This is a genomic window from Enterobacter cloacae complex sp. P47BA, assembly GCF_014930485.1.
GTDB lineage: Bacteria > Pseudomonadota > Gammaproteobacteria > Enterobacterales > Enterobacteriaceae > Enterobacter > Enterobacter bugandensis.
Window position 1 is genome coordinate 67,254 of record NZ_JADBRF010000011.1, and the last position, 22,978, is coordinate 90,231.

A 22,978-nucleotide genomic window follows, 5' to 3' on the forward strand; every position below is an offset into this window, starting at 1 on the left:
ACGCTATGCTAGAGAATCTGAATTATCAGCTGTTTTATCTGATCAACGCCACCCCGGCCTCGCCAGAGTGGATGATTGATTTTGCCACCTTTCTGGCGAAAGACCTTATCAGCATCGTGCCTGCGCTGGCTGCCATTCTCTGGCTGTGGGGGCCGCGCAGCCAGGTTAAGGCTCAGCGCCAGCTGGTGATCAAAGTCGCGATGGCGCTCGGGGTAAGCGTGCTGGTCAGCTATCTTCTCGGCCACGCGTTCCCGCACGATCGTCCTTTTGTCGATCGCATTGGCTACACCTTCCTGCACCATGCGCCGGATGACTCTTTCCCGAGCGATCACGGGACGGTGATCTTCACCTTCGCGCTGGCCTTCCTGTTCTGGCATCGCCTGTGGTCGGGTGCGGTGCTGATGGTGGTTGCCGCAGCGATTGCCTGGTCTCGCGTGTATCTGGGCGTTCACTGGCCGCTCGATATGGTGGGCGGCTTCCTTGTGGGGCTGATTGGCTGCGTGAGCGCGGCTATCCTGTGGAGCCTCATCGGGGAAGCGCTCTACCGTGGGCTTTCTTCACTCTATCGCGCCATTTTCGCCATCCCGATCCGCAAAGGCTGGATACGTGACTAACCCCGACCTGACAGGTTACACTTGAACCCCCGCCCTGCGGGGGTTCACTTTTTTATCCCGAGGAACTATGGAAACACGTCGCGATGACCGCATTGCTCAGCTGCTACAGGCGCTGAAGCGCAGCGATAAGCTGCATCTTAAGGAAGCCGCCAACCTCCTCGGCGTCTCGGAGATGACCATTCGTCGGGATCTGAACAGCGAGAGCGCGCCCGTCGTGCTGCTGGGCGGATACATTGTGCTTGAGCCGCGTAGCGCCAGCCATTATCTGATCAGCGATCAGAAGACGCGCCTGGTGGAAGAGAAACGCAAAGCCGCGCGGCTTGCGGCTTCCCTGGTACAGCCGCACCAGACGCTGTTTTTTGACTGCGGTACCACCACGCCGTGGATTATTGAAGCCATCGACAGCAGCATTCCGTTTACCGCCGTCTGTTATTCCCTGAACACCTTTCTGGCGCTTCAGGAGAAACCCGAGTGCCGGGTGATCCTCTGCGGCGGTGAGTTTCACGCCAGCAACGCGATTTTTAAGCCGCTCAACCTGCAGGACACGCTCAGCAATCTCTGCCCGGATATCGCGTTTTATTCCGCCGCCGGGGTCAATGTGCGTCAGGGGGCAACCTGCTTTAATCTGGAAGAGCTGCCGGTGAAGCACTGGGCGTTGAGCGCCGCGCAGTACCATGTGCTGGTGGTCGATCACAGTAAGTTTGGTAAGGTGCGTCCGGCAAGAATGGGCGAGCTGGCGCAGTTCGATGCCATCGTCAGCGATTGCCGCCCGGACGACGAGATTGTGGCCCACGCGAAGGCGCAGCAGGTGAAGTTGATGTATTGAGGTTATGCCGGGTGGCGGCTTCGCCTTACCCGGCCTACAACGGCTCGAACGTAGGCCGGGTAAGCGCAGCGCCACCCGGCAAAAAACTTAGCTAAACCAGCTGCCAAACCAGCTATGGAATTTCATCAACACGAAATCCCACATCCGGCTGAAGAAGCCGCCCTCTTCCACCGCTTCCATCACAATCAGCGGACGCTGTTCAATCGACTTGCCGTTTAGCTGAAAATCAATCGTCCCGACCACCTGGCCTTTTTTCAGCGGCGCGGTGAGCTGCGGGTCGGTCAGGGTATAGCTTGCTTTCAGGTTTTTCAGCTGACCGCGTGGAATGGTCACGGAACCGGCCTCACCCGCCCCCAGATTCACCTCGCTCTTGTCACCAAACCAGACGCGCTGGCTGACGAACGTGGCATCCGGTTTAATCGGCGTCACGGTTTCATAGAAGCGGAAGCCCCAGGTCAGCAGTTTTTCTGACTCGTTAAAGCGGATGCGGTCGGTTTTGGTGCCCAGCACCACCGAGATCAGGCGCATGTCGCCCTGCGTCGCGGAGGCCACCAGGTTGTAGCCCGCGCCGGCCGTGGTGCCGGTCTTCATTCCGTCCACGTTAACGTTGCTGCTCCACAGCAGGCGGTTGCGGTTCGGCTGGCGAATTTTGTTGAAGGTAAACTCTTTCTCTTTGTGGATGGCGTATTCATCCGGCACGTCGTGGATCAGCGCTTTTCCCAGCAGCGCCATGTCGCGCGCGGTACTGAACTGTCCCGGCGCATCCAGGCCGTGGACCGTTTTGAAGGTGGTGTTGGTTAAGCCGAGCTTTTGCGCATAGCCATTCATCAAACCAATGAAAGAATCCTGACTGCCGGCAACGTAGTCGGCCAGCGCGATACACGCATCATTTCCCGACTGAATGATTACCCCTTTGTTCAGATCGGAGACGGAGACCTGATCGCCTGGCTTCAGGAACATCACCGACGAGCCCCGCAGCGCCGGGTTGCCGGTAGCCCAGGCATCCTTCCCGATGGTGACCATATCGTCCAGCTTGATCTTGCCCGCTTTTAACGCCTGCCCGACCACATAGCTGGTCATGATTTTGGTCAGGCTGGCCGGATCGAGTTTCTCATCCGCATTGCCTTCCGCCAGCACCTTACCGCTGGAATAGTCCATCAGGATCCAGGCGCGCGCGTCCACAGGCGGCGCTTCGGGCGCAGCCTGTTCAGCCGCGTAGAGTGTTGGTGCAAACAGGAAAAGGAGCGCAGAGCCTGCCGCCAGGCTGCGCAGAGAAGTCATTTTTCGCGTCATAAATGCCACCCGAGTGTCCATTCAAAAATTACGTCACATCACCGTGTCGCAAGAAGCGATGAGTAATAGCGCACTAAAACGGTTAAAGAAACCCAACGAGGGTAAAGTTATTAAAGTTTATGCAATAACATTCATTTACGCTTTGATTCAGGCGATTTTTTTGTCTTCTGTTGCGTAATTGTTAGGTTTATCTCACCATGGCAAAAAGCCGACCCGGATTCACACTCATCAGGAGTAAATATGATTACGCTGTGGGGCAGGAATAATTCGACCAACGTTAAGAAAGTGCTCTGGACGCTGGAGGAACTGGATTTACCGTTTAACCAAATCATGGCTGGCATGTCGTTCGGCGTGAACAAAGAGGCCGACTATCTGGCGATGAACCCGAACGGCCTGGTGCCGCTGCTGCGGGATGACGAAACAGACGCAACCCTTTGGGAGTCCAACACCATTGTGCGTTACCTCGCCGCCCAGTACGGTCTTGGCCGCCTGTGGGTTGAAAACCCGGCGCAGCGCGCGCAGGGTGAGAAGTGGATGGACTGGGCAAATCAGACGCTCTCTCCCGTTCACCGCGTGATCCTGATGGGGCTGGTGAGAACCCCTGAAGCCGAGCGTGACTATCCCGCCATTCATGCCGCGCAGGATGCCTGCGAAAACCTGTTTGCGATGATGGACGATGAGCTGGCGATGCACGCCTGGTTCTCCGGCGATACGTTCGGCGTGGGGGACATTGCCGTAGCGCCGTTCGTCTGGAACCTGACTAACCTCGGTCTGAAATGGACGCCGCGCCCGAACCTTGACCGCTGGCTTAAGCAGCTTGGCGAGCGCCCGGCGTACCGTAACGTGGTGATGATCCCGGTCACCTGATTACGCACCGGACGGGCTGACTTTTAACAGCTGCCCGTCCGTTTCGTCGGTCAGGACATACAGATAGCCATCCGGCCCCACCCGCACATCGCGAATACGCTGCTCCCGGTCGCCCAGGATCCGCCCGTCCTCCGTCACCTTATTGCCGTCCACGCTCAGCACGATAACGTCCTTTTCCTTTAGCGCCCCGATAAACAGCTTGTTTTTCCACTGCGGGAACACGTCGCTGTTATAAAACGCCATGCCGCTGACCGCGGGTGACACTTTCCAGACAAACAGCGGCTTTTCGGCTCCCTCAACGTGCTCGCCTTTGGCTTCCGGGATTTTCAGCCCGCTGTAGTTAATGCCGTGCGTCGCCAGCGGCCAGCCGTAATTTTTGCCCTTCTCCGGGATGTTAATTTCATCCCCGCCGCGCGGGCCGTGCTCGTTCAGCCACAGCGTGTCGCTCCATGGGTTCATCGCCATCCCCTGCGGGTTACGAATGCCGTAGGACCAAATTTCCGGCCGCGCGCCGGAGGTGTTCACAAAGGGGTTATCCGGCGGCACTTTACCGTCTTCGGTGAGGCGCACCACTTTACCCTGCAGCTTGTCCAGATCCTGCGCCGTCGGGCGCTGATTGTTCTCACCGAGTCCAATAAAGAGATACCCTTTGCCGTCGAACACCAGTCGCCCACCAAAATGGTTACCGGTTGAGAGCTTCGGCATCTGGCGGAACACTACCTGAAATCCCTCGATGCGGGAAAGATCGTCGCTCAGGCGGCCATAGCCCACCGCCGTTCCGGCCTTGCCGTCACGCCCGGCTTCGGCGTAGCTCAGCCAGACGCGGCGCGACTTTTCAAAATCAGGCGCCAGCACCACGTCCAGCAGTCCTCCCTGGCCGTTCGCCCACACCTTCGGCACGCCGACAATGGGATCGGAAAGTCCTTTCCCGGCCTGCCAGCGCTTGAGCTGCCCGCCCTTAAGAGTGACCAGTAAACCGTCATTACCCGGCAGGAACGCCATCGACCAGGGGTGATCGAGTCGGTTTTGCAGCACCTCAACCTTTACCGCCTCTGGCGCAGCAAGAAGCGAAAACGGAATAAACAATGCAGGCAGGAAAATCAACGAGGATCGAGGCATAAAGCGCTCCTTTTTCGGCATATGGCATAAAGATTAGCCATTACCTCCGGGCGCGTTACCACTTTTACAAAAGCTTAATCAGATGGGGGGAGTTGCCTCCCCCCGAACTCAGTGCTGTGCAAGCGTCTCGTGCTTGTTAAGACACATGATGCAAAGAGAGAGCGTTGTCAGGCAGTTTTCAAGCTTCTCCGCGTTAACAGCGATAAAAGTCGGGCAGTCGTGGCGTCCGTTCATCAAACATACCCCTGCAATGGAGAGCACCTCAGCGGCGCGACACAGCGCCATCAGCTCGCATTCATCGTATTCCGCCTTCAGGGTCGGTGCTTTTTCACGCATGAAATTACACAGTTCAAACAGATTATCACGCAGATGTTCGCTTTCGCTGACTGACATATAGCCCTTTGCCTTCCTGAGCTGCAGATAGGCGGCCAGGTCGATTCGGGCGTTGATCAGCTTGTTAAGCAGATCGCGTTTCAGTCTGTCAACGGACATGCTATTTCCTCCTCTGTCAGCTATGTTGCACATTCAGAATAAGGTCATTTTTTGTACAGTTTAATGCCTGAGATCAATTATTCTTAACTGATTAACATTATTTACAATGTTACAACCTCGGCCTGGCGCATCCGCCTTGCAAAGAGTGTATAAATCCCCCGCGATACGCTGTAAAATCCCGCCCTGATAACTCCATAATTGATGAATTTTTAACCTATGAGCAATGTTACGCACCAGCCGAAAATCGGCTTCGTCTCCCTGGGCTGCCCGAAAAACCTGGTGGATTCCGAACGCATCCTGACCGAACTGCGCACCGAGGGCTATGACGTGGTGCCAAGCTACGACAACGCCGATATGGTGATCGTTAACACCTGCGGGTTTATCGACAGCGCGGTCCAGGAGTCACTGGAAGCCATCGGTGAAGCGCTGACCGAAAACGGCAAAGTGATTGTTACCGGCTGCCTGGGCGCGAAAGTGGACCAAATCCGCGAGGTGCACCCGAAGGTGCTGGAGATCACCGGCCCGCACAGCTACGAGCAGGTGCTGGAACATGTTCATCACTACGTGCCAAAACCAAAGCACAACCCGTTCCTGAGCCTGGTGCCGGAACAGGGCGTGAAGCTGACGCCGCGTCACTACGCCTACCTGAAAATTTCTGAAGGCTGCAACCATCGCTGCACCTTCTGCATCATCCCGTCCATGCGTGGCGATCTGGTGAGCCGTCCGATTGGCGAAGTGCTGGCGGAAGCGAAACGTCTGGCCGATGCGGGCGTGAAGGAGCTGCTGGTCATCTCCCAGGACACCTCAGCTTATGGCGTGGACGTCAAACACCGCTCCGGTTTCCACAACGGCGAGCCGGTGAAAACCAGCATGGTGGGCCTGTGCGAGCAGCTGGCTAAGCTCGGTATCTGGACGCGTCTGCACTACGTCTACCCGTACCCGCACGTTGACGACGTGATCCCGCTGATGGCGGAAGGCAAAATTCTGCCGTACCTGGATATCCCGCTGCAGCACGCCAGCCCGCGTATCCTGAAGCTGATGAAACGCCCTGGCTCCGTTGACCGCCAGCTGGCGCGCATCAAGCAGTGGCGTGAAATCTGTCCGGATCTGACCCTGCGCTCCACCTTTATCGTCGGCTTCCCGGGCGAAACCGAAGAAGATTTCCAGATGCTGCTCGACTTCCTGAAAGAAGCCCGTCTGGACCGCGTAGGCTGCTTCAAATACAGCCCGGTGGAAGGCGCAACCGCCAACGAGCTGGCAGACCAGGTGCCGGAAGAGGTGAAAGAAGAGCGCTGGAACCGCTTCATGCAGCTGCAGCAGCAGATTTCTGCCGAGCGTCTGCAGGAAAAAGTGGGCCGCGAGATCATGGTTATCATCGACGAAGTGGACGAAGAAGGCGCGATTGGTCGCAGCATGGCGGACGCCCCTGAAATCGACGGCGCGGTGTACCTGAACGGCGAAACCAACGTTAAGCCGGGTGATATTATTCGCGTCAAAGTTGAAAACGCCGACGAGTATGACCTGTGGGGTAGCCGGGTTTAATCTCACTGCACATCTTTTACAGGCCGGGTAAGGCGTAGCCGCCACCCGGCACATTTCACTGCACTACCCCTTTATCCTCGGATCCAGCGCGTCGCGCAGCCCATCCCCCAGCAGGTTAAACGCCAGCACGGTCAGGAAAATCGCCAGGCTCGGGAAGATCGCCACGTGTGGCGCAATCACCATATCGGCCCTCGCCTCGTTCAGCATCGCGCCCCACTCCGGTGTCGGCGGCTGTGCCCCTAACCCCAGAAACGACAGGCTGGCCGCCGAAATAATCGACACGCCGATACGCATGGTGAAATAGACCACGATGGACGACACCGTCCCGGGCAGAATATGGCTGAACAGAATGGTGGTATCGCTGGCCCCCATGCTGCGGGCGGATTCAATAAACGTCTGCTGTTTCAGCACCAGCGTGTTGCCGCGCACCAGGCGGGCAAAGGCCGGAATCGAAAACACCGCGACCGCGATAATGACGTTCGCCATGCCGCTGCCCATAATGGCGACAACGGCAATCGCCAGCAGAATGCCGGGGAAAGCAAACAGCACGTCGCAGATGCGCATGATGATGCGGTCCCACCAGCCTTCATAATACCCGGCGACGAGCCCCAGCACGGTACCGATAGCCGCGCCGATCAGCACCGCGACTACCCCGGCGGCGAGAGAAATTTGCGCCCCCACCAGCACGCGGCTGAAGATATCGCGGCCAAGCGAGTCCACGCCGAACCAGTGCAGCATTGAGGGGCCGTCGTTCAGGCGGTCGTAGTCAAAGTAGTTTTCCGCATCAAACGGCGCTACCCACGGCGCAACGATCGCCACCGCAATCAGCACCAGCACGAACAGCCCCGCCGCCATTGCGACCGGCTGACGGCGAAAACGTCGCCAGAATTCGGACCACGGGGTGCGGACATGCTCCGGTTTCAGCCCCGGCATCGCGTTCAAAACGGCCTGACGCCGCCAGTTCAACAATCGCATCTTACTTATACCTGATGGCCGGGTTAATGGCGGCGTAGAGCACGTCCACCACTAAGTTGATAAGAATAAACTCCAGCGAGAAAAGCAGGACTTCTGCCTGAATCACCGGGTAGTCGCGCATCTCGACGGAATCGACCAGCAGGCGCCCCAGCCCCGGCCAGTTGAAGACTTTTTCCACGACGATAGAGCCACCCAGCAGGAAACCAAACTGCAGCCCCATCATCGTCACCACCGGGATCATCGCATTGCGGAACCCGTGCTTGAGAATGACCCACTTCTCGCTGACTCCTTTCGCCCGCGCGGTGCGAATATAATCTTCGCTCAGCACGTCCACGAACGAGGCGCGGGTAAAGCGGGCCATCACCGCCGACACGGCAGCGCCCAGCGTCATGGAGGGCAGAATATAATGCTTCCAGGTTTCGGCCCCGACGGTCGGCAGCCAGCCCAGTTCAACGGAGAAGATCTGCATCAGCAGCATCCCCAGCGCGAACGCCGGGAAGGAGATGCCGGTCACCGCCAGGGCCATGCCGAGCTTGTCCGGCCAACGGTTACGCCAGACGGCCGCCACAATCCCGGCGCCAAGTCCGAACGCCACCGCCCAGCCCATGCTGGCAATCGTTAACCAGAACGTGGGCATAAAGCGGCTGGCAATCTCCTCCGACACCGGACGCCGCGACACCATTGAAATACCAAAGTCGCCCTGCAGAACGTTGCACATATAGTGCAGAAACTGCATATACAGCGGCTGGTCGAGGCCCAGCTGTTTACGCACCAGCTCAATGACGGTGGCATCCGCTTCGGGCCCGGCTACCAGACGCGCCGGATCGCCCGGCAGCATGTGGACAAACAAAAACACCAGCACCGCCACTATCAGCAGCGTCGGGATAAGCCCCAGCAGACGTTTACAAACATAATTCAGCATGAGGTTTATTTTAAATCCGCATCGTCAAAGCTAAAGCCGGTGTCCGGCATGATGTAGAACCCGGTCAGCGCTTTGTTATGGGCTGAGACCAGTTTCTCCACCACCAGCGGTACCCACGGCGACTCTTTCCAGATAATGTCCTGCGCGTCCTTGTAGAGGCGGGCTTTCTCTTCCGGTTTGGTGGTTTTCAGGGCATCGGCCAGGTCTTTGTCCACCTGCGGATTGCTGTAAAACGCGGTGTTGAACAGGGTTGGCGGCCAGTTCTGCGAGGCGAACAGCGGCGACAGCGCCCAGTCGGCTTCACCGGTCGAGGCCGTCCAGCCGGTGTAGAACATCCGCACGCCGCTCTCTTTCTGCCCTTTCCCCTCCACTTCTGCCGCACGCTGCCCGGCATCCATCGCGGTCACCTGCGCCTTAATCCCCACCTGCGCCAGCTGCTGCTGGGTGAACTGCAGCACCTTCTGGGCGGTGCTGTGATTATGCGACGACCACAGCGTGGTGCTGAAGCCGTTCGGGAAACCCGCCTCTTTCAGCAGCTCGCGCGCTTTGGCCGGATCGTACGGCCACGGCTGATAGCTTTGCGCATACGCAATAGACGGCGGCAGCACGCCGGTGGCCGGGGTGGCATAACCCGCAAAAGCGACCTTCACCAGCGCCTGACGGTTAATGGCATAGTTGATGGCTTCACGCACCTTCGGGTTATCGAACGGCTTCTGCGTGACGTTCATGCTGATGTAGCGCTGCATGATAGACGGGCTGGCAACCAGCTCCAGCTTGCTGTTTTTCTGCAGAATGGCGGCCTGCTCATACGGGATGGGGAAGGCAAACTGCGCCTCGCCGGTTTGCAGCATTGCCGCGCGGGTGTTGTTATCCACCACCGGGCGCCAGGTGATGGTGTCCAGCTTCGGCAGCCCCTGCTGCCAGTATCCCGCGAATTTTTTCACCTTCACGAAATCGGTCTGGTTCCAGGTGAGCAGCTCGTACGGCCCGGTTCCCACCGGGTGGAAGCCGATCTCTTTACCGTACTTTTTCAGCGCGGCGGGCGAGATCATCGCCGTCGCCGGATGCGCCAGAATATTGATAAACGCGGAGAATGGCTCTTTCAGGGTGATTTTTACCGTTGCCGGGTCGACTACCTCGGTGCTGGCGATATTTTTATACAGGTTATAGCGCTTGAGGCTGTTTTGAGGATTGCTGGCACGGTCGAGGTTGACCTTTACCGCCTCCGCATTGAAATCAGTCCCGTCCTGGAACTTCACGCCGGAACGGAGCTTGATGGTATAGACCAGCCCGTCGTCGGATACGGTGTACCCCTCCGCCAGCACATTTTTCAGCTTCATCTCTCTGTCGAGACCAAACAGCCCCTGATAGAACGATTTCGCCACCGCCTGGGAGAGCGTGTCGTTGGCGTCGTACGGATCGAGCGTGGTGAAGTTGGAGCCGACGGCAACCACCACGTCTTTGGCGGCGAACGCGGGGGCAGCGGCCAGGGCTGCCGTCACGCTCGCGGCTAACAACCATTTACGCGCTACAAATGTAACCATTGTGTTCTCCTGCCTGTTGTAAGTTATAACCGTGAGAAGGCATTGTCCTGGCGCGGCGGAGCCACGAAGTGGCCCGGACCAACCTCACGCAGCGTGACGCGCTCCACGGCTTCGCCGCGTTTACGAATGTTGCTCGGCATCTCATCCTGCAGCAGCACGCGCTGGCCGTGGCGGTGCGCGGGATCGGCAACCGGGACCGCCGCAATAAGCTTGCGGGTGTAGGGGTGCTGCGGATTCTCAAACACCGCCCTTCGCGGGCCAATCTCCACGATCTGCCCCATAAACATCACCGCCACGCGATGGCTGATGCGCTCTACCACCGCCATATCGTGCGAGATAAACAGGAAGGCAATCCCCATATCCCGCTGTAAATCCAGCAGTAAGTTGATAATTTGCGCCCGGATCGAGACATCCAGCGCCGAGACGGACTCATCCGCAATCACCACCTTCGGGTTCAGCGCCAGCGCGCGGGCGATGCAGATACGCTGCCGCTGCCCGCCGGAAAACTCGTGCGGATAACGCCAGGCGTGTTCCGGCTTCAGGCCAACGCGCTCCAGCAGCCAGGCCACGCGACGCTGCGCCGCCTCGCCGTCGAGCAGGTTATGCACCCGCAGCGGCTCCATAATTGAGTACCCTACCGTATGGCGCGGGTCGAGAGAGGCATACGGATCCTGGAAGATAAACTGAATATCTCGCCGTATCGCCTGTAATTTATTATCTGGCAGAGTGTCGATACGTTCACCGTTAAAGGTTATCGTCCCCTCCTGGGTCTCCACAAGCCTGAGCAGCGCCCGCCCGGTGGTGGATTTCCCGCAGCCGGACTCTCCTACCAGCGCCAGCGTTTCACCCGGCCAGAGATCAAAACTGACGTTTTCCACCGCATGCACTTCGCGCTTCAGGCGGTTGAAAATTCCGCTGCGCAGCGGAAAGCGGGTCACCAGATTGCGCACTTCGAGTATCGGTTTGCCCGACACCACAGTGTCCTGCTCGCCTTCATCCTCCTGCGGCTCTGTCGCCTCCAGGGAAATCAGCGGAAAACGGCGCGGCAAATCGCTGCCGTTCATCGCCCCAAGCCGCGGCACCGCCGCCAGCAGCGCTTTGGTGTAAGGATGCTCGGGGGCATGGAAAATCTGCTCGACCGCACCGGTTTCCACAGCATTGCCCTTGTGCATTACCAGCACCCGATCGGCGATGTCAGCCACTACGCCCATATCGTGGGTGATGAAAATCACCCCCATCTCCATCTCCTGCTGCAGCACTTTGATGAGCTGCAGGATCTGCGCCTGAATCGTCACGTCCAGCGCCGTCGTCGGCTCATCGGCAATCAGCACCGCCGGACGGCAGGAGAGCGCCATGGCAATCATCACCCGCTGGCGCATGCCGCCGGAAAGCTGATGCGGGTAGCGCCCCAGAATGGCCTGCGCCTCCGGAATGCGTACCAGCTCCAGCATCCGTCGGGCCTCTTTGAGCGCCTCATCGCCGCTCAGCCCCTGATGCAGTCGGATGGACTCGGCAATTTGTTCCCCGACCGGGAACACCGGGTTGAGCGAGGTCATCGGCTCCTGGAAGATCATCGCGATATCCGCCCCGCGCACGCCCTGCATCTGGGCGCCGCTCAGCTCGTTTAAATCGATGACCTGACGGTTACGGCGGCGCAGGAGCATTTTCTCGCTGCTGATTTGCCCGCCCGTCTGTTCCAGCAGGCGCATCAGCGCCAGCGCGGTGACCGATTTACCGGAGCCGGATTCGCCAACAATAGCCAGCGTCTCGCCGCGCCTGAGCGAGAACGATAAATTCTGTACTGCGGGGATGAACTGCCGCTCTTCCTGAAACGCAATATTCAGCTGATGGACAGCCAGCACCTCGCGGTTGTCCAGTTCTTCAGTGTGCGGCACGCGCTGCCCCCTTATTCACGATAGATGCCCGTGCTCGGCTCATCACCGGCATAACCCCAGGCGCGGTACATGCCTTCGCTGTTGAACGGCAGGGCCACGTTGCCCTCACGATCGACCGCAATCAGCCCGCCGACGCCGCCCAGGGCAGGTAATTTTTCCATCACCACGCGCTCGCAGGCCTCGCTCAGGCTTAAACCGCCGTAATCCATCAGCGCGGTGATGTCGTAGGCCGCGAGGGCGCGAATAAACACTTCCCCGGTGCCGGTACACGACACCGCCGCCGTGGCGTTATTGGCATAGCAGCCCGCGCCGGGCAGCGGGCTGTCGCCGACGCGTCCCGGCAGCTTGTTGGTCATGCCGCCCGTTGACGTCGCCGCCGCGAGGTTACCGGCTTTATCGAGCGCCACCGCGCCAACCGTGCCCATTTTGGTGGTTTCATCCAGCGGCGCAGTATGGTCAAGCTGCGTTATGCCCGCCGTACGGGCTTCCAGCAGCTGCTGATAGCGTTCTTCCGTGGAAAACAGATCCGGCGATACCGGTTCCATTCCGTGCTCAAAGGCAAATTTTTCCGCCCCAGCGCCCGCCAGCAGAACGTGCGGGCTCTCCTCCATCACCAGACGCGCCGCCAGCACCGGGTTTCGCAGATGGCTCACGCCCGCCACGGCGCCCGCCTTCAGGGTGACGCCGTCCATCACGCAGGCGTCCAGCTCGTGGGTTTCATCCCGGGTAAAAACCGAACCTATTCCGGCATTAAAGAGCGGACACTCTTCCAGCAGGCGCACCGCCTCGGTGACCACATCCAGCGCGCTCTCGCCCGCTTCCAGCATTTTCTGGCCCGTTTCCACAATGGCGTACAGCGCGTCAATGTAGCGCTTTTCCTGCTCGGGACTAAGCTGTGCACGGGTGATTGCCCCTGCGCCGCCATGAATTGCGATTACCGCATTAACCATTCGCATCACCCGTTAGCCTGATTCGCGGCTTTTTCTATAAATATCATTATCGTCGATGAAACTTCAGATGATTTTTGAATATAGAAAGACGCAACAGTGATGTAAAGCGTACACCCATCGGGTCATACAGTTAGCCGCACTTTTCTGCCATAATGGGCGCTTTCGTTGTTACTCCGCAGGAGCCCACCATGGATTTTACCGCCGGACTGATGCCGCTTGAGACGGCACTCTCGCAGATGCTTGACCGTATTTCTCCGCTGCATGACGTTGAGACGCTGCCGCTTGTGCGCTGTTTTGGTCGTATTGCCGCGCGCGATATCGTCTCGCCGATGAACGTGCCGGGGTTCGATAACTCCGCGATGGACGGTTACGCGGTGCGCCTGGCGGATCTCCAGACGGGTAACGCCCTGCCGGTGGCGGGTAAAGCCTTTGCGGGCCAGCCGTTTGGCGGCGAATGGCCTGCGGGCACCTGCGTGCGCATCATGACCGGCGCGCCGGTTCCGCAGGGCTGCGACGCCGTGGTGATGCAGGAAGAGACCGAGCAGACCGACGACGGGGTGCGTTTTACCGCGAACGTTAAAGCGGGCCAGAACATCCGCCGCACGGGCGAAGACATCACCCTCGGCGCGACCGTTTTTGCCGCCGGGCAGAAATTGACGGTAGGTGAACTGCCGGTGCTGGCGTCGCTCGGCATCGCGGAAGTTGACGTTGTCCGCAAGGTGCGCGTAGCGGTCTTCTCCACCGGCGACGAGCTGCAGCTTCCGGGCCAGCCGCTGCAGGACGGCCAGATTTATGACACCAACCGACTGGCGGTACACCTGATGCTGGAACAGCTGGGCTGCGAGGTGATTAACCTCGGGATTATTCCAGACGACCCGGAAAAACTGCGCGCGGCGTTTATCGAGGCGGACAAATCCGCCGACGTGGTCATCAGTTCCGGTGGCGTCTCCGTGGGCGAAGCGGATTACACCAAAACCCTTCTTGAAGAGCTGGGCGAAATCGCCTTCTGGAAGCTGGCGATCAAGCCGGGCAAACCGTTCGCGTTTGGCAAGCTTCCGCACAGCTGGTTCTGCGGGCTGCCGGGTAACCCGGTCTCTGCGGCACTCACCTTCTACCAGCTGGCGATCCCGCTGCTGGCGAAGCTTTCCGGCAACAAAGCCAGCCCGCTGCCGGAGCGCCTGCGCGTGCGTGCCGCTACGCGCCTGAAAAAATCGCCGGGTCGTCTCGATTTCCAGCGCGGCATTCTGGCACGCGGCGCGGACGGTGAGCTCGAAGTGAGCACCACCGGACATCAGGGCTCGCACATTTTCAGCTCCTTCAGCCAGGGCAACTGCTTTATCGTGCTGGAGCGCGAGCGCGGCAACGTGGAAGCCGGCGAATGGGTTGAGGTAGAAAGCTTTAACCACCTGTTCGGAGGCTGACATGACGGTGGAGCTGAGCGACCAGGAGATGATGCGCTACAACCGCCAGATCGTGCTGCGCGGGTTTGACTTTGAGGGCCAGGAAGCGCTTAAGGCAGCCAATGTGCTGGTCGTCGGTCTCGGCGGGCTGGGCTGCGCCGCCGCGCAGTATCTTGCGGCGGCGGGCGTGGGCAGGATGACGCTGTTGGATTTCGATACCGTCTCGGTGTCCAACCTGCAGCGCCAGACGCTGCACAGCGACGCGACGGTTGGCCAGCCGAAAGTGGACTCTGCCCGCACGGCGCTGGCGCGCATCAACCCCAACGTTCAGTTCACCCTGATTGACGCGATGCTGGATGACGACGCGCTGTTCGCGCAGATTGCGCAGCACGATCTGGTGCTCGACTGCACCGATAACGTCGCCGTCCGTAACCAGCTGAACGCGGGCTGTTTTGCCCACAAAATCCCGCTGGTCTCCGGCGCGGCAATCCGCATGGAGGGGCAAATCAGCGTCTTCACGTACGCGGATGTTGAACCCTGCTACCGCTGCCTGAGCCGTCTGTTTGGCGAGAATGCGCTGACCTGCGTCGAGGCGGGCGTGATGGCACCACTCGTCGGCGTGATTGGCTCATTGCAGGCAATGGAAGCGATCAAAGTGCTGGCGCACTACGGCACGCCTGCCGCGGGGAAAATCGTGATGTATGACGCGATGACCTGCCAGTTCCGCGAGATGAAGCTGATGCGCAATCCGGGGTGTGAGGTGTGCGGTGGTTAAAGCAAACGGCAACCTTCAGGTTGCCGTTTTAGTGTTTGCTCCCTCTCCCTGTGGGAGAGGGTTGGGGTGAGGGCATCAGGCCGCACCCGTCAGATAGACGTCCGTCCAAACGCTCCCTGCCAGTCCTGCTCAAACTTCACAATCGCCGCATCCACCGCAGGGGAAGTAATAAACTGCTGCGCCACGTCCAGCGGCAGCGTGATGGACTCGCACCCTGCCAGCAGGCAGTCCAGCGCCTGACGCGGGGTTTTAAAGCTCGCGGCCAGCACCTTTGACTGCGGCGCGTGCAGCGCCAACAGGTGCTGCAGTTCAATCACGGTCTGGATCCCGTCCCCGCCCTGCGCGTCCACGCGGTTAACGTAAGGGGCCACATACTCTGCTCCGGCCAGGGCGGACAGCATCCCCTGCGCGGCGCCATACACCGCCGTACCCAGCGTCGGGATCCCTTCTGCTTTCAGAATTTTGATCGCCGCCAGCCCTTCCGCGGTCACCGGCACCTTCACCACCAGGTCGTTAATGATAGCGCGCAGCTTGCGCGCGTCTTCCACCATCCCTTCGGCGGTGGTTGCCATTACCTGCGCAAACAGACGGCCCTTACCGCCCAACGCGTCGTGCAGCGCGGGCAGCAGCTCATCTAGCGGCGTTTTTCCTGCCGCCACAATGCTTGGGTTGGTGGTCACGCCCGCCAGCGGGAAGATACGCGCCAGCTTTTTGACTGCCGCAACGTCAGATGTGTCGAGATAAAGTTCCATGATGTCACCCTCAAAAATTAGCCTGCACTTACCCTATCACGATAAAACCTGCTCAAGAGTTGACCTGCATCAAGATAACTTTCATTCGAAAGTCATTTAATCTTCATATGCAACTTGAGGGCAAAAATATGATCTTCAATATTCAGCGTTATTCCACCCACGACGGCCCCGGTATTCGAACCGTGGTGTTCCTGAAAGGCTGCTCGCTGGGCTGTCGCTGGTGCCAGAACCCGGAAAGCCGCTCGCGCAGCCGGGACGTGCTGTTTGACGCGCGCCTGTGTCTGGAAGGCTGCGACCTGTGTCAGCTGGCGGCACCGGGCTGTATCGAACGCGCGCTCAATGGCCAGGTCATCCACCGCGAAAAGCTGAGTGAAGAGACGCTTAATGCCCTCACCGACTGCTGCCCGACGCAGGCGCTGACCGTCTGCGGTGAAGAGAAGCAGGTGGACGAGATCATGGCCACCGTGCTGCGCGACAAACCTTTTTATGACCGCAGCGGCGGCGGGATCACCCTCTCCGGCGGCGAGCCGTTTATGAACCCGGAGCTGGCGCACGCTCTGTTCAAGGCCAGCCACGAACAGGGTATCCACACCGCCGTCGAAACCTGCCTTCACGTGCCGTGGCATTATATCGAGCCGTCATTACCGTACGTCGATCTGTTCCTTGCCGACCTTAAGCACGTCGACGGAGCGGTGTTCAAACAGTGGACCGACGGTTCGGCCAAACGGATCCTGGACAACCTGAAGCGCCTCGCCGCTGCCGGGAAAAAGATCACCATCCGCGTGCCGCTGATCCAGGGCTTTAACGCCGATGAAGCGTCCATCACAGCCATTACCAACTTCGCCGCCGACGAACTCGGCGTCGATGATATTCATTTTTTGCCGTATCACACGCTGGGCATGAACAAATACACCCTGCTCAGCCAACCTTACTCTGCCCCTGACAAACCGCTGGATAACCCTGCCCTGCTGGATTTCGCGCAGCAGTATGCCTGCCAGAAAGGGTTAACCGCGACCTTACGAGGATAAACCTATGACCACCCTGAATCTCAACACCCTCAGCGAACGTATTAAAGCGCATAAAATGGCGCTGGTGCATATCGTCAAGCCGCCGGTCTGTACCGAGCGCGCGCAGCATTACACCGAAATGTACCAGCAGCACATGGACAAGCCGATCCCGGTGCGCCGCGCCCTGGCGCTGGCACATCACCTGGCGGAACGAACCATCTGGATCAAGCACGACGAGCTGATTATCGGCAACCAGGCAAGCGAAGTGCGCGCCGCGCCGATCTTCCCGGAATATACCGTCTCCTGGATTGAGAAAGAGATTGACGATCTGGCGGACCGTCCGGGTGCGGGCTTCGCGGTGAGCGAAGAGAACAAGCGTGTGCTGCATGAAATCTGCCCGTGGTGGCGCGGCCAGACGGTGCAGGACCGCTGCTACGGCATGTTCACCGACGAGCAGAAAGGCCTGCTGGAAACCGGCATCATCAAAGCCGAAGGCAACATGACCTCCGGCGACGCGCACCTGGCGGTAAACTTCCCGCTGGTGCTGGAGAAAGGTCTCGACGGCCTGCGCGCCAAAGTGGACGAGCGCCGCTCGCGCATCAACCTGACGGTGCTGGAAGACCTGCACGGCGATCAGTTCCTGAAGGCAATTGATATCGTGCTGGAAGCCGTCAGCCTGCACATCAAACGCTTCGCCGACCTGGCGCGTGAGATGGCGTCTACGGAAACCCGCGAAAGCCGCCGCGACGAGCTGCTGGCGATGGCGGAAAACTGCGACGTGATTGCCCACGAGCCGCCAAAAACATTCTGGCAGGCGCTGCAGCTGTGCTACTTCATTCAGCTGATCCTGCAGATTGAGTCCAACGGCCACTCCGTCTCCTTCGCGCGGATGGACCAGTATCTCTATCCGTACTACCGCCGCGACGTGGAGCTGGACCAGAGCCTGGATCGCGAGCACGCCATCGAGCTGCTGCACAGCTGCTGGCTGAAGCTGCTGGAAGTGAACAAGATCCGCTCCGGCTCGCACTCCAAGGCCTCCGCCGGTAGCCCGCTGTACCAGAACGTCACCATTGGTGGTCAGAAGCTGGTTAACGGCGAGCCGATGGACGCGGTGAACCCGCTCTCCTACGCGATCCTGGAGTCCTGCGGTCGCCTGCGCTCCACCCAGCCAAACCTGAGCGTGCGCTACCATGCGGGCATGAGCAACGACTTCCTCGACGCCTGCGTGCAGGTGATCCGCTGCGGCTTCGGGATGCCGGCATTTAACAACGATGAAATCGTGATCCCGGAATTTATCAAGCTTGGCGTTGAGCGCGATGATGCCTACGACTACGCGGCCATCGGCTGCATCGAAACCGCGGTAGGCGGCAAGTGGGGCTACCGCTGCACCGGCATGAGCTTTATCAACTTTGCCCGCGTGATGCTCGCCGCGCTGGAAGGCGGCCGCGACGCCACCAGCGGCAAGGTGTTCCTGCCGCAGGAGAAAGCGCTCTCTGCCGGCAACTTCGATAACTTCGAGGAGGTGATGGCGGCGTGGGATACCCAGATCCGCTACTACACCCGCAAATCTATCGAAATTGAGTACGTGGTAGACACCATGCTGGAGGAGAACGTCCACGACATTCTCTGCTCGGCGCTGGTGGACGACTGCATCGAACGCGCGAAAAGCATTAAGCAGGGCGGCGCGAAGTATGACTGGGTCTCCGGCCTGCAGGTGGGTATCGCCAACCTCGGCAACAGCCTGGCAGCGGTGAAAAAGCTGGTCTTTGAGCAGGGCGTCATCGGCCAGCAGCAGCTGGCGGCGGCGCTGGCGGATGACTTCGACGGGCTGACCCACGAGCAGCTGCGCCAGCGCCTGATCAACGGCGCGCCGAAGTACGGCAACGACGACGACAGCGTGGACATGCTGCTGACCCGTGCTTACGAAACCTACATTGAGGAGTTGAAGCAGTACCACAACCCGCGCTACGGCCGCGGCCCGATTGGCGGTAACTATTACGCGGGCACGTCGTCTATCTCCGCTAACGTGCCGTTCGGCGCGGCGACGATGGCGACGCCGGACGGACGTAAGGCCCACACCCCGCTGGCGGAAGGGGCAAGCCCGGCTTCCGGTACCGACCACCTTGGTCCAACGGCGGTCATCGGTTCCGTGGGTAAACTGCCTACCGAGGCGATTCTCGGCGGCGTGCTGCTTAACCAGAAGCTGAATCCGTCGACGCTGGAAAACGACAGCGATCGCCAGAAGCTGATGGTGCTGCTGCGCACCTTCTTCGAGGTGCATAAGGGCTGGCATATTCAGTACAACATTGTCTCCCGCGAAACGCTGCTGGAGGCGAAGAAGCACCCGGACCAGTACCGCGACCTGGTAGTGCGCGTGGCGGGTTACTCGGCGTTCTTCACCGCCCTGTCGCCGGATGCGCAGGACGATATTATCGCCCGTACTGAGCATACGCTGTAAGAAAACGCCCGGTGGCGCTGCGCTTACCGGGCCTACAGAGTCTCCCCGTAGGCCGGGTAAGGCGAAGCCGCCACCCGGCTTTCTGACTTTCATTCGAAATTAAATTTGTGCTCCCCGTCACCTTGTTATTAGAATGTTTCAAAACGCAGTGACCCAGGAGCACAGTATGACCGTTAAAGTTATCGTCACCGATATGGACGGAACTTTCCTTGATGATGCCAAGCAGTACGATCGTGACCGCTTCCAGGCACAGTTTGAGCAGCTTAAAGCCCGCGATATTGAATTCGTTGTTGCCAGCGGCAACCAGTATTACCAGCTCATCTCCTTCTTCCCCGAGCTGAAAGAGCAGATCTCCTTCGTGGCGGAGAACGGCGCGCTGGTGTTTGACCACGGCGAACAGGTTTTCCACGGCGAGCTGACCCGCCATGAGTCGCAGATCGTTATTGGCGAACTGCTGAAAGACGAAGGGCTGAACTTTGTAGCCTGCGGTCTGGAGAGCGCCTACGTCAGCGACAAAGCCCCGGACGCCTTCGTGGCGCTGATGTCAAAGCACTATCACCGCTTAAAACGCATCAGCGATTACCGCGAAATCGACGACGTGCTGTTTAAGTTCTCCCTGAACCTGCCGGACAGCGATATCCCGAACCTGGTCGATAAACTGCACGTCTCCCTGGACGGCATCATGAAGCCGGTCACCAGCGGTTTCGGTTTTGTCGATTTGATTATCCCCGGCCTGCACAAAGCCAACGGCATCAGCCGCCTGCTGAAACGCTGGAAAATCTCCCCGCAGGAGTGCGTCGGCATTGGCGACAGCGGCAACGATGCCGAGATGCTGAAGCTGGTAAAATACTCTTTTGCGATGGGCAACGCGGCGCAGAGCATTAAAGACATTAGCCGCTACAGCACCGACGATAACAACCATCAGGGCGCGCTGAACGTCATTCAGGCCGTGCTCGACAACCACTCTCCTTTCGACGTCTGATCCTTTCCTCGCCGGAGCCCCGCTCCGGCCTCTCACTCTTTTTCCGTCCTGTGGCTTGCGTCAAGTTTTTAAACTTGCATTAACTTATTTTTAACTTAAAGTATCACTTGTAGACATTTTTGCTTTCGAATGAAAGATGCGAGGCAGTTATGACCTTTACCAGTGAAACCTTGCCAGCGGACCACAAAGCGGCAATCCGTCAGTTAAAACGTGAGTTACGCGCGCAGATCGGCGACGTGCAGGCGGTGTTCGACAAGCTCAGCGATAAAATCGCCACCCGCGTGGCGGAGATCAACGCCCTGAAAAATAAAGGCGAACCCGTCTGGCCGGTGATTCCGTTTGCAGATGTGAAAAACGGCACGATTACCGACGCTCAGCGCGAGGCCGTTAAGCGCCGCGGCTGCGCGGTGATTAAAGGTCACTTCCCCCGCGAGCAGGCGCTGGCGTGGGATGGGTCGATGCTCGACTACCTCGATCTGAACAAGTTTGACGAGGTGTACAAAGGGCCGGGCGACAACTTCTTCGGCACCTTAACCGCCTCCCGCCCGGAGATTTACCCGATCTACTGGTCCCAGGCACAAATGCAGGCGCGCCAGAGTGAAGAGATGGCGCAGGTGCAGTCGTTCCTGAACCGTTTATGGACATTCGAGAGCAACGGCAAGCAGTGGTTCGACCCTGACGTCAGCGTGATTTACCCGGACCGCATCCGCCGTCGTCCGCCGGGAACCACTTCAAAAGGGCTGGGGGCGCATACCGATTCCGGCGCGCTGGAGCGCTGGCTGCTGCCGGCTTACCAGCAGGTGTTTGCCCGCGTGTTTGACGGCAACGTCGAGAAATACGATCCGTGGAACGCCGCGCACCGTACTGAAGTGGAAGAGTACACCGTGGATAACACCACCAAGTGCTCGGTGTTCCGCACCTTCCAGGGCTGGACGGCGCTGTCGGACATGATCCCCGGCCAGGGGCTGCTGCACGTGGTGCCGATCCCGGAAGCAATGGCCTACATTCTGCTGCGTCCGCTGCTGGACGATGTGCCAGAGGACGAACTGTGCGGCGTGGCGCCGGGGCGCGTGCTGCCGATTTCCGAGAAGTGGCACCCGCTGCTTGTCGAAGCATTGACCAGCATTCCGGCGCTGGAAGCCGGTGATTCCGTGTGGTGGCACTGCGACGTGATCCACTCCGTCGCGCCGGTGGAAAATCAGCAGGGCTGGGGCAACGTGATGTACATCCCCGCCGCGCCAATGTGCGAGAAGAACCTCGCCTATGCGAAAAAGGTCAAGGAAGCGCTGGAAACCGGCGCGTCGCCGGGAGACTTCCCGCGCGAGGATTATGAAAAAAGCTGGCAGGACCGTTTTACCGTGAACGATCTCAACATCCACGGTAAGCGCGCGCTGGGCATGGCTTAACTGTCGTACAGCCCTTCCCGCTCCACGGCGGTGCGTCGTTTCCCCTGACGTATCCGCCGTACCGATTCCCGCACGGCCAGCGTGCCGTTCAGCAGCAATGTTCCTGACGGCGCGTCCGGGCGCATCAGCCGCTGCTGGAGCATATGCACCGCTTCCGTTCCCAACTCGTCGCGGGGAACATGCACCGCCGTTAAGGGCACATCCTGAATCGCCGCCAGATTAAAGCCGTCAATGCTCATCACCGAGACGTCCTGCGGCACGCGCAGACCGTGATTTTGCAGCGCGCTGATGGTGCCTGCCGCCATAAAGTCCCCGCCTACCAGGAACGCCGTCGGCAGGTCTTTTCCCTTCTGTTGGTTAAGCCACTCGCTCACCAGTTGCTCCGTCTCTCTGGCGCTGAAGCTTGGCACCACCAGCAGATCGCGCTTGTCCTTGAACGCCAGGTTGTGGGACTGCCACGCGTCGCGGATCCCCGACAGGCGCAGCTCCATGGTGTACCGGCGCAGGCACAGCACGTTCATCACCTCGCGGTGCCCCATCTCGAACAGGTACTCCGCCGCCCGCTCGCCAATAGCACGGTGATCCGGGGCAACGGCAGGCAGGCGCATGCGGCGGTCCCGGCAGTTAATCAGCATGCAGGGTTTCCCCACATCCACCGCCAGATCGTGGATATGCGGATCGTCGATACCGAGCAGAATGGCCGCCTGGGTATCCGGCTCGTTCATGCGTGCCAGAAAAATCTGGGCGTCGCTGTCGTTCTCCTCCAGCGCGCAGTAGCGCAGCCGAACCTCGTGCGAGGCAAGCCCTTTGCTCACGCTCTGGATCACGCGGTAGTAAAAGATGTCGGACCGCTCGTCGAAGGCACGCTGAGGGGCAAAAACCACCAGGCTGTTAAGCAGCAGACGCCCCGCCGCCATGCCGTCCATCACCCCCAGCTCCCGCGCGCACGCCAGCACCTTAGCCCGCGCCTTTTCGCTGGTATTCGCTTTGCCTGCCAGCACACGGGAAACCGTACTGATGGAGAGCTGGGTACGGGCGGCGATTTCGGTGATTTTTAGCCTTTTGTCCATTTTGTGATCTGGCTCCATTTGCGAAATGAAAAAATTTTCATAGCGTGTTCATCAGGCAATAACTGACATAAAGACCATCATGCCAGAGG

General features: G+C 59.3%; 20 protein-coding genes. 10 read left to right on the top strand and 10 right to left on the bottom strand.

The features are described from left to right. Nucleotides 1-5: 5 nt before the first annotated feature. Both ybjG and deoR read left to right on the top strand, forming a co-directional pair. Nucleotides 6-614, top strand: coding sequence for an undecaprenyl-diphosphate phosphatase (gene ybjG / locus IM299_RS12785; RefSeq protein ID WP_193357593.1), 609 nt, complete (start codon nucleotides 6-8; stop codon nucleotides 612-614). 67 nt (nucleotides 615-681) lie between these two features. Beyond that, on the top strand, nucleotides 682-1,440 hold the full coding sequence (gene deoR, locus IM299_RS12790) for a DNA-binding transcriptional repressor DeoR (RefSeq protein ID WP_023292922.1): 759 nt from the start codon (nucleotides 682-684) through the stop codon (nucleotides 1,438-1,440). An 87-nt stretch (nucleotides 1,441-1,527) separates the two neighbouring features. Here deoR and dacC read toward each other — a convergent pair whose 3' ends face one another. Next, on the bottom strand, nucleotides 1,528-2,733 hold the full coding sequence (gene dacC, locus IM299_RS12795) for a serine-type D-Ala-D-Ala carboxypeptidase (protein WP_045260004.1): 1,206 nt from the start codon (nucleotides 2,731-2,733) through the stop codon (nucleotides 1,528-1,530). A 240-nt stretch (nucleotides 2,734-2,973) separates the two neighbouring features. On the opposite strand from dacC, the gene IM299_RS12800 reads away from it, so the two are divergent. Continuing rightward, nucleotides 2,974-3,600: a glutathione S-transferase family protein gene (locus IM299_RS12800; protein WP_048957052.1), complete on the top strand. Its 627-nt coding sequence runs from the start codon at nucleotides 2,974-2,976 to the stop codon at nucleotides 3,598-3,600. Here IM299_RS12800 and IM299_RS12805 read toward each other — a convergent pair whose 3' ends face one another. Next, a complete protein-coding gene (locus IM299_RS12805) occupies nucleotides 3,601-4,719 on the bottom strand; it encodes a PQQ-dependent sugar dehydrogenase (protein ID WP_048957049.1) in 1,119 nt (372 codons plus the stop codon). Nucleotides 4,720-4,827: 108 nt separating this feature from the next. Beyond that, nucleotides 4,828-5,211: a biofilm formation regulator BssR gene (gene bssR / locus IM299_RS12810; protein ID WP_048957048.1), complete on the bottom strand. Its 384-nt coding sequence runs from the start codon at nucleotides 5,209-5,211 to the stop codon at nucleotides 4,828-4,830. A gap of 216 nt (nucleotides 5,212-5,427) precedes the next feature. Here bssR and rimO point away from each other — a divergent pair, with 216 nt between their 5' ends. Further along, entirely contained in the window at nucleotides 5,428-6,753 is a 1,326-nt protein-coding gene (gene rimO / locus IM299_RS12815; RefSeq protein WP_041910688.1) for a 30S ribosomal protein S12 methylthiotransferase RimO, read from the top strand. Nucleotides 6,754-6,816: 63 nt separating this feature from the next. On the opposite strand, the gene gsiD is transcribed toward rimO, so the two are convergent. The 5 genes from gsiD to iaaA are packed head-to-tail and all read right to left on the bottom strand — an operon-like array spanning nucleotide 6,817 to nucleotide 13,039. Further along, nucleotides 6,817-7,728 carry a glutathione ABC transporter permease GsiD gene (gene gsiD / locus IM299_RS12820; RefSeq protein ID WP_028012480.1) on the bottom strand — a complete coding sequence of 304 codons (912 nt, stop codon included), beginning with the start codon at nucleotides 7,726-7,728 and terminating at the stop codon, nucleotides 6,817-6,819. 1 nt (nucleotide 7,729) lies between these two features. Continuing rightward, nucleotides 7,730-8,650: a glutathione ABC transporter permease GsiC gene (gsiC, locus tag IM299_RS12825; protein WP_193357594.1), complete on the bottom strand. Its 921-nt coding sequence runs from the start codon at nucleotides 8,648-8,650 to the stop codon at nucleotides 7,730-7,732. A 5-nt stretch (nucleotides 8,651-8,655) separates the two neighbouring features. Then, entirely contained in the window at nucleotides 8,656-10,194 is a 1,539-nt protein-coding gene (gene gsiB, locus IM299_RS12830) for a glutathione ABC transporter substrate-binding protein GsiB (protein ID WP_047362754.1), read from the bottom strand. A 23-nt stretch (nucleotides 10,195-10,217) separates the two neighbouring features. After that, on the bottom strand, nucleotides 10,218-12,089 hold the full coding sequence (gene gsiA, locus IM299_RS12835) for a glutathione ABC transporter ATP-binding protein GsiA (protein WP_045630941.1): 1,872 nt from the start codon (nucleotides 12,087-12,089) through the stop codon (nucleotides 10,218-10,220). 11 nt (nucleotides 12,090-12,100) lie between these two features. Then, the gene (gene iaaA / locus IM299_RS12840; protein WP_045260003.1) at nucleotides 12,101-13,039 is read right to left on the bottom strand and encodes a beta-aspartyl-peptidase; all 939 of its coding nucleotides are present in this window, start codon (nucleotides 13,037-13,039) and stop codon (nucleotides 12,101-12,103) included. 188 nt (nucleotides 13,040-13,227) lie between these two features. Here iaaA and moeA point away from each other — a divergent pair, with 188 nt between their 5' ends. Both moeA and moeB read left to right on the top strand, forming a co-directional pair. Then, complete coding sequence (gene moeA / locus IM299_RS12845) at nucleotides 13,228-14,460, top strand: molybdopterin molybdotransferase MoeA (protein WP_045630940.1); 1,233 nt, start codon at nucleotides 13,228-13,230, stop codon at nucleotides 14,458-14,460. Nucleotide 14,461: 1 nt separating this feature from the next. Next, nucleotides 14,462-15,214, top strand: coding sequence for a molybdopterin-synthase adenylyltransferase MoeB (gene moeB / locus IM299_RS12850; protein ID WP_193357595.1), 753 nt, complete (start codon nucleotides 14,462-14,464; stop codon nucleotides 15,212-15,214). A gap of 89 nt (nucleotides 15,215-15,303) precedes the next feature. Here the strand turns inward: moeB and fsa are convergent, their stop codons facing one another. Beyond that, nucleotides 15,304-15,966 carry a fructose-6-phosphate aldolase gene (gene fsa, locus IM299_RS12855; protein WP_193357596.1) on the bottom strand — a complete coding sequence of 221 codons (663 nt, stop codon included), beginning with the start codon at nucleotides 15,964-15,966 and terminating at the stop codon, nucleotides 15,304-15,306. Nucleotides 15,967-16,094: 128 nt separating this feature from the next. Between fsa and IM299_RS12860 the strand changes: the two genes are divergently transcribed. From IM299_RS12860 to IM299_RS12875, 4 genes are all read left to right on the top strand, one after another. Next, nucleotides 16,095-16,994: a glycyl-radical enzyme activating protein gene (locus IM299_RS12860; RefSeq protein ID WP_193357597.1), complete on the top strand. Its 900-nt coding sequence runs from the start codon at nucleotides 16,095-16,097 to the stop codon at nucleotides 16,992-16,994. A gap of 4 nt (nucleotides 16,995-16,998) precedes the next feature. Then, nucleotides 16,999-19,431, top strand: a complete 2,433-nt coding sequence (locus tag IM299_RS12865) for a formate C-acetyltransferase/glycerol dehydratase family glycyl radical enzyme (protein WP_163332971.1) — start codon at nucleotides 16,999-17,001, stop codon at nucleotides 19,429-19,431. 166 nt (nucleotides 19,432-19,597) lie between these two features. Further along, on the top strand, nucleotides 19,598-20,413 hold the full coding sequence (locus IM299_RS12870; RefSeq protein ID WP_028012470.1) for a Cof-type HAD-IIB family hydrolase: 816 nt from the start codon (nucleotides 19,598-19,600) through the stop codon (nucleotides 20,411-20,413). Nucleotides 20,414-20,562: 149 nt separating this feature from the next. Further along, the gene (locus IM299_RS12875; RefSeq protein ID WP_193357598.1) at nucleotides 20,563-21,819 is read left to right on the top strand and encodes a DUF1479 domain-containing protein; all 1,257 of its coding nucleotides are present in this window, start codon (nucleotides 20,563-20,565) and stop codon (nucleotides 21,817-21,819) included. Here the strand turns inward: IM299_RS12875 and IM299_RS12880 are convergent. After that, complete coding sequence (locus IM299_RS12880) at nucleotides 21,816-22,889, bottom strand: LacI family DNA-binding transcriptional regulator (RefSeq protein WP_193357599.1); 1,074 nt, start codon at nucleotides 22,887-22,889, stop codon at nucleotides 21,816-21,818. The two genes, IM299_RS12875 and IM299_RS12880, sit on opposite strands and share 4 nt — an antisense overlap. Nucleotides 22,890-22,978 lie beyond the last annotated feature (89 nt).

Bases quoted from the DNA above. Each gene is read 5' to 3' on its own strand.
- IM299_RS12870 (WP_028012470.1), top strand. From the start codon at position 19,598: ATGACCGTTAAAGTTATCGTCACCGATATGGACGGAACTTTCCTTGAT.
- ybjG (WP_193357593.1), top strand. From the start codon at position 6: ATGCTAGAGAATCTGAATTATCAGCTGTTTTATCTGATCAACGCCACC.
- dacC (WP_045260004.1), bottom strand. From the start codon at position 2,733: ATGACGCGAAAAATGACTTCTCTGCGCAGCCTGGCGGCAGGCTCTGCG.
- rimO (WP_041910688.1), top strand. From the start codon at position 5,428: ATGAGCAATGTTACGCACCAGCCGAAAATCGGCTTCGTCTCCCTGGGC.
- gsiB (WP_047362754.1), bottom strand. From the start codon at position 10,194: ATGGTTACATTTGTAGCGCGTAAATGGTTGTTAGCCGCGAGCGTGACG.
- IM299_RS12805 (WP_048957049.1), bottom strand. From the start codon at position 4,719: ATGCCTCGATCCTCGTTGATTTTCCTGCCTGCATTGTTTATTCCGTTT.
- IM299_RS12800 (WP_048957052.1), top strand. From the start codon at position 2,974: ATGATTACGCTGTGGGGCAGGAATAATTCGACCAACGTTAAGAAAGTG.
- gsiC (WP_193357594.1), bottom strand. From the start codon at position 8,650: ATGCTGAATTATGTTTGTAAACGTCTGCTGGGGCTTATCCCGACGCTG.
- IM299_RS12880 (WP_193357599.1), bottom strand. From the start codon at position 22,889: ATGGACAAAAGGCTAAAAATCACCGAAATCGCCGCCCGTACCCAGCTC.
- bssR (WP_048957048.1), bottom strand. From the start codon at position 5,211: ATGTCCGTTGACAGACTGAAACGCGATCTGCTTAACAAGCTGATCAAC.
- deoR (WP_023292922.1), top strand. From the start codon at position 682: ATGGAAACACGTCGCGATGACCGCATTGCTCAGCTGCTACAGGCGCTG.
- gsiD (WP_028012480.1), bottom strand. From the start codon at position 7,728: ATGCGATTGTTGAACTGGCGGCGTCAGGCCGTTTTGAACGCGATGCCG.
- moeA (WP_045630940.1), top strand. From the start codon at position 13,228: ATGGATTTTACCGCCGGACTGATGCCGCTTGAGACGGCACTCTCGCAG.
- IM299_RS12860 (WP_193357597.1), top strand. From the start codon at position 16,095: ATGATCTTCAATATTCAGCGTTATTCCACCCACGACGGCCCCGGTATT.
- fsa (WP_193357596.1), bottom strand. From the start codon at position 15,966: ATGGAACTTTATCTCGACACATCTGACGTTGCGGCAGTCAAAAAGCTG.
- moeB (WP_193357595.1), top strand. From the start codon at position 14,462: ATGACGGTGGAGCTGAGCGACCAGGAGATGATGCGCTACAACCGCCAG.
- IM299_RS12865 (WP_163332971.1), top strand. From the start codon at position 16,999: ATGACCACCCTGAATCTCAACACCCTCAGCGAACGTATTAAAGCGCAT.
- IM299_RS12875 (WP_193357598.1), top strand. From the start codon at position 20,563: ATGACCTTTACCAGTGAAACCTTGCCAGCGGACCACAAAGCGGCAATC.
- iaaA (WP_045260003.1), bottom strand. From the start codon at position 13,039: ATGGTTAATGCGGTAATCGCAATTCATGGCGGCGCAGGGGCAATCACC.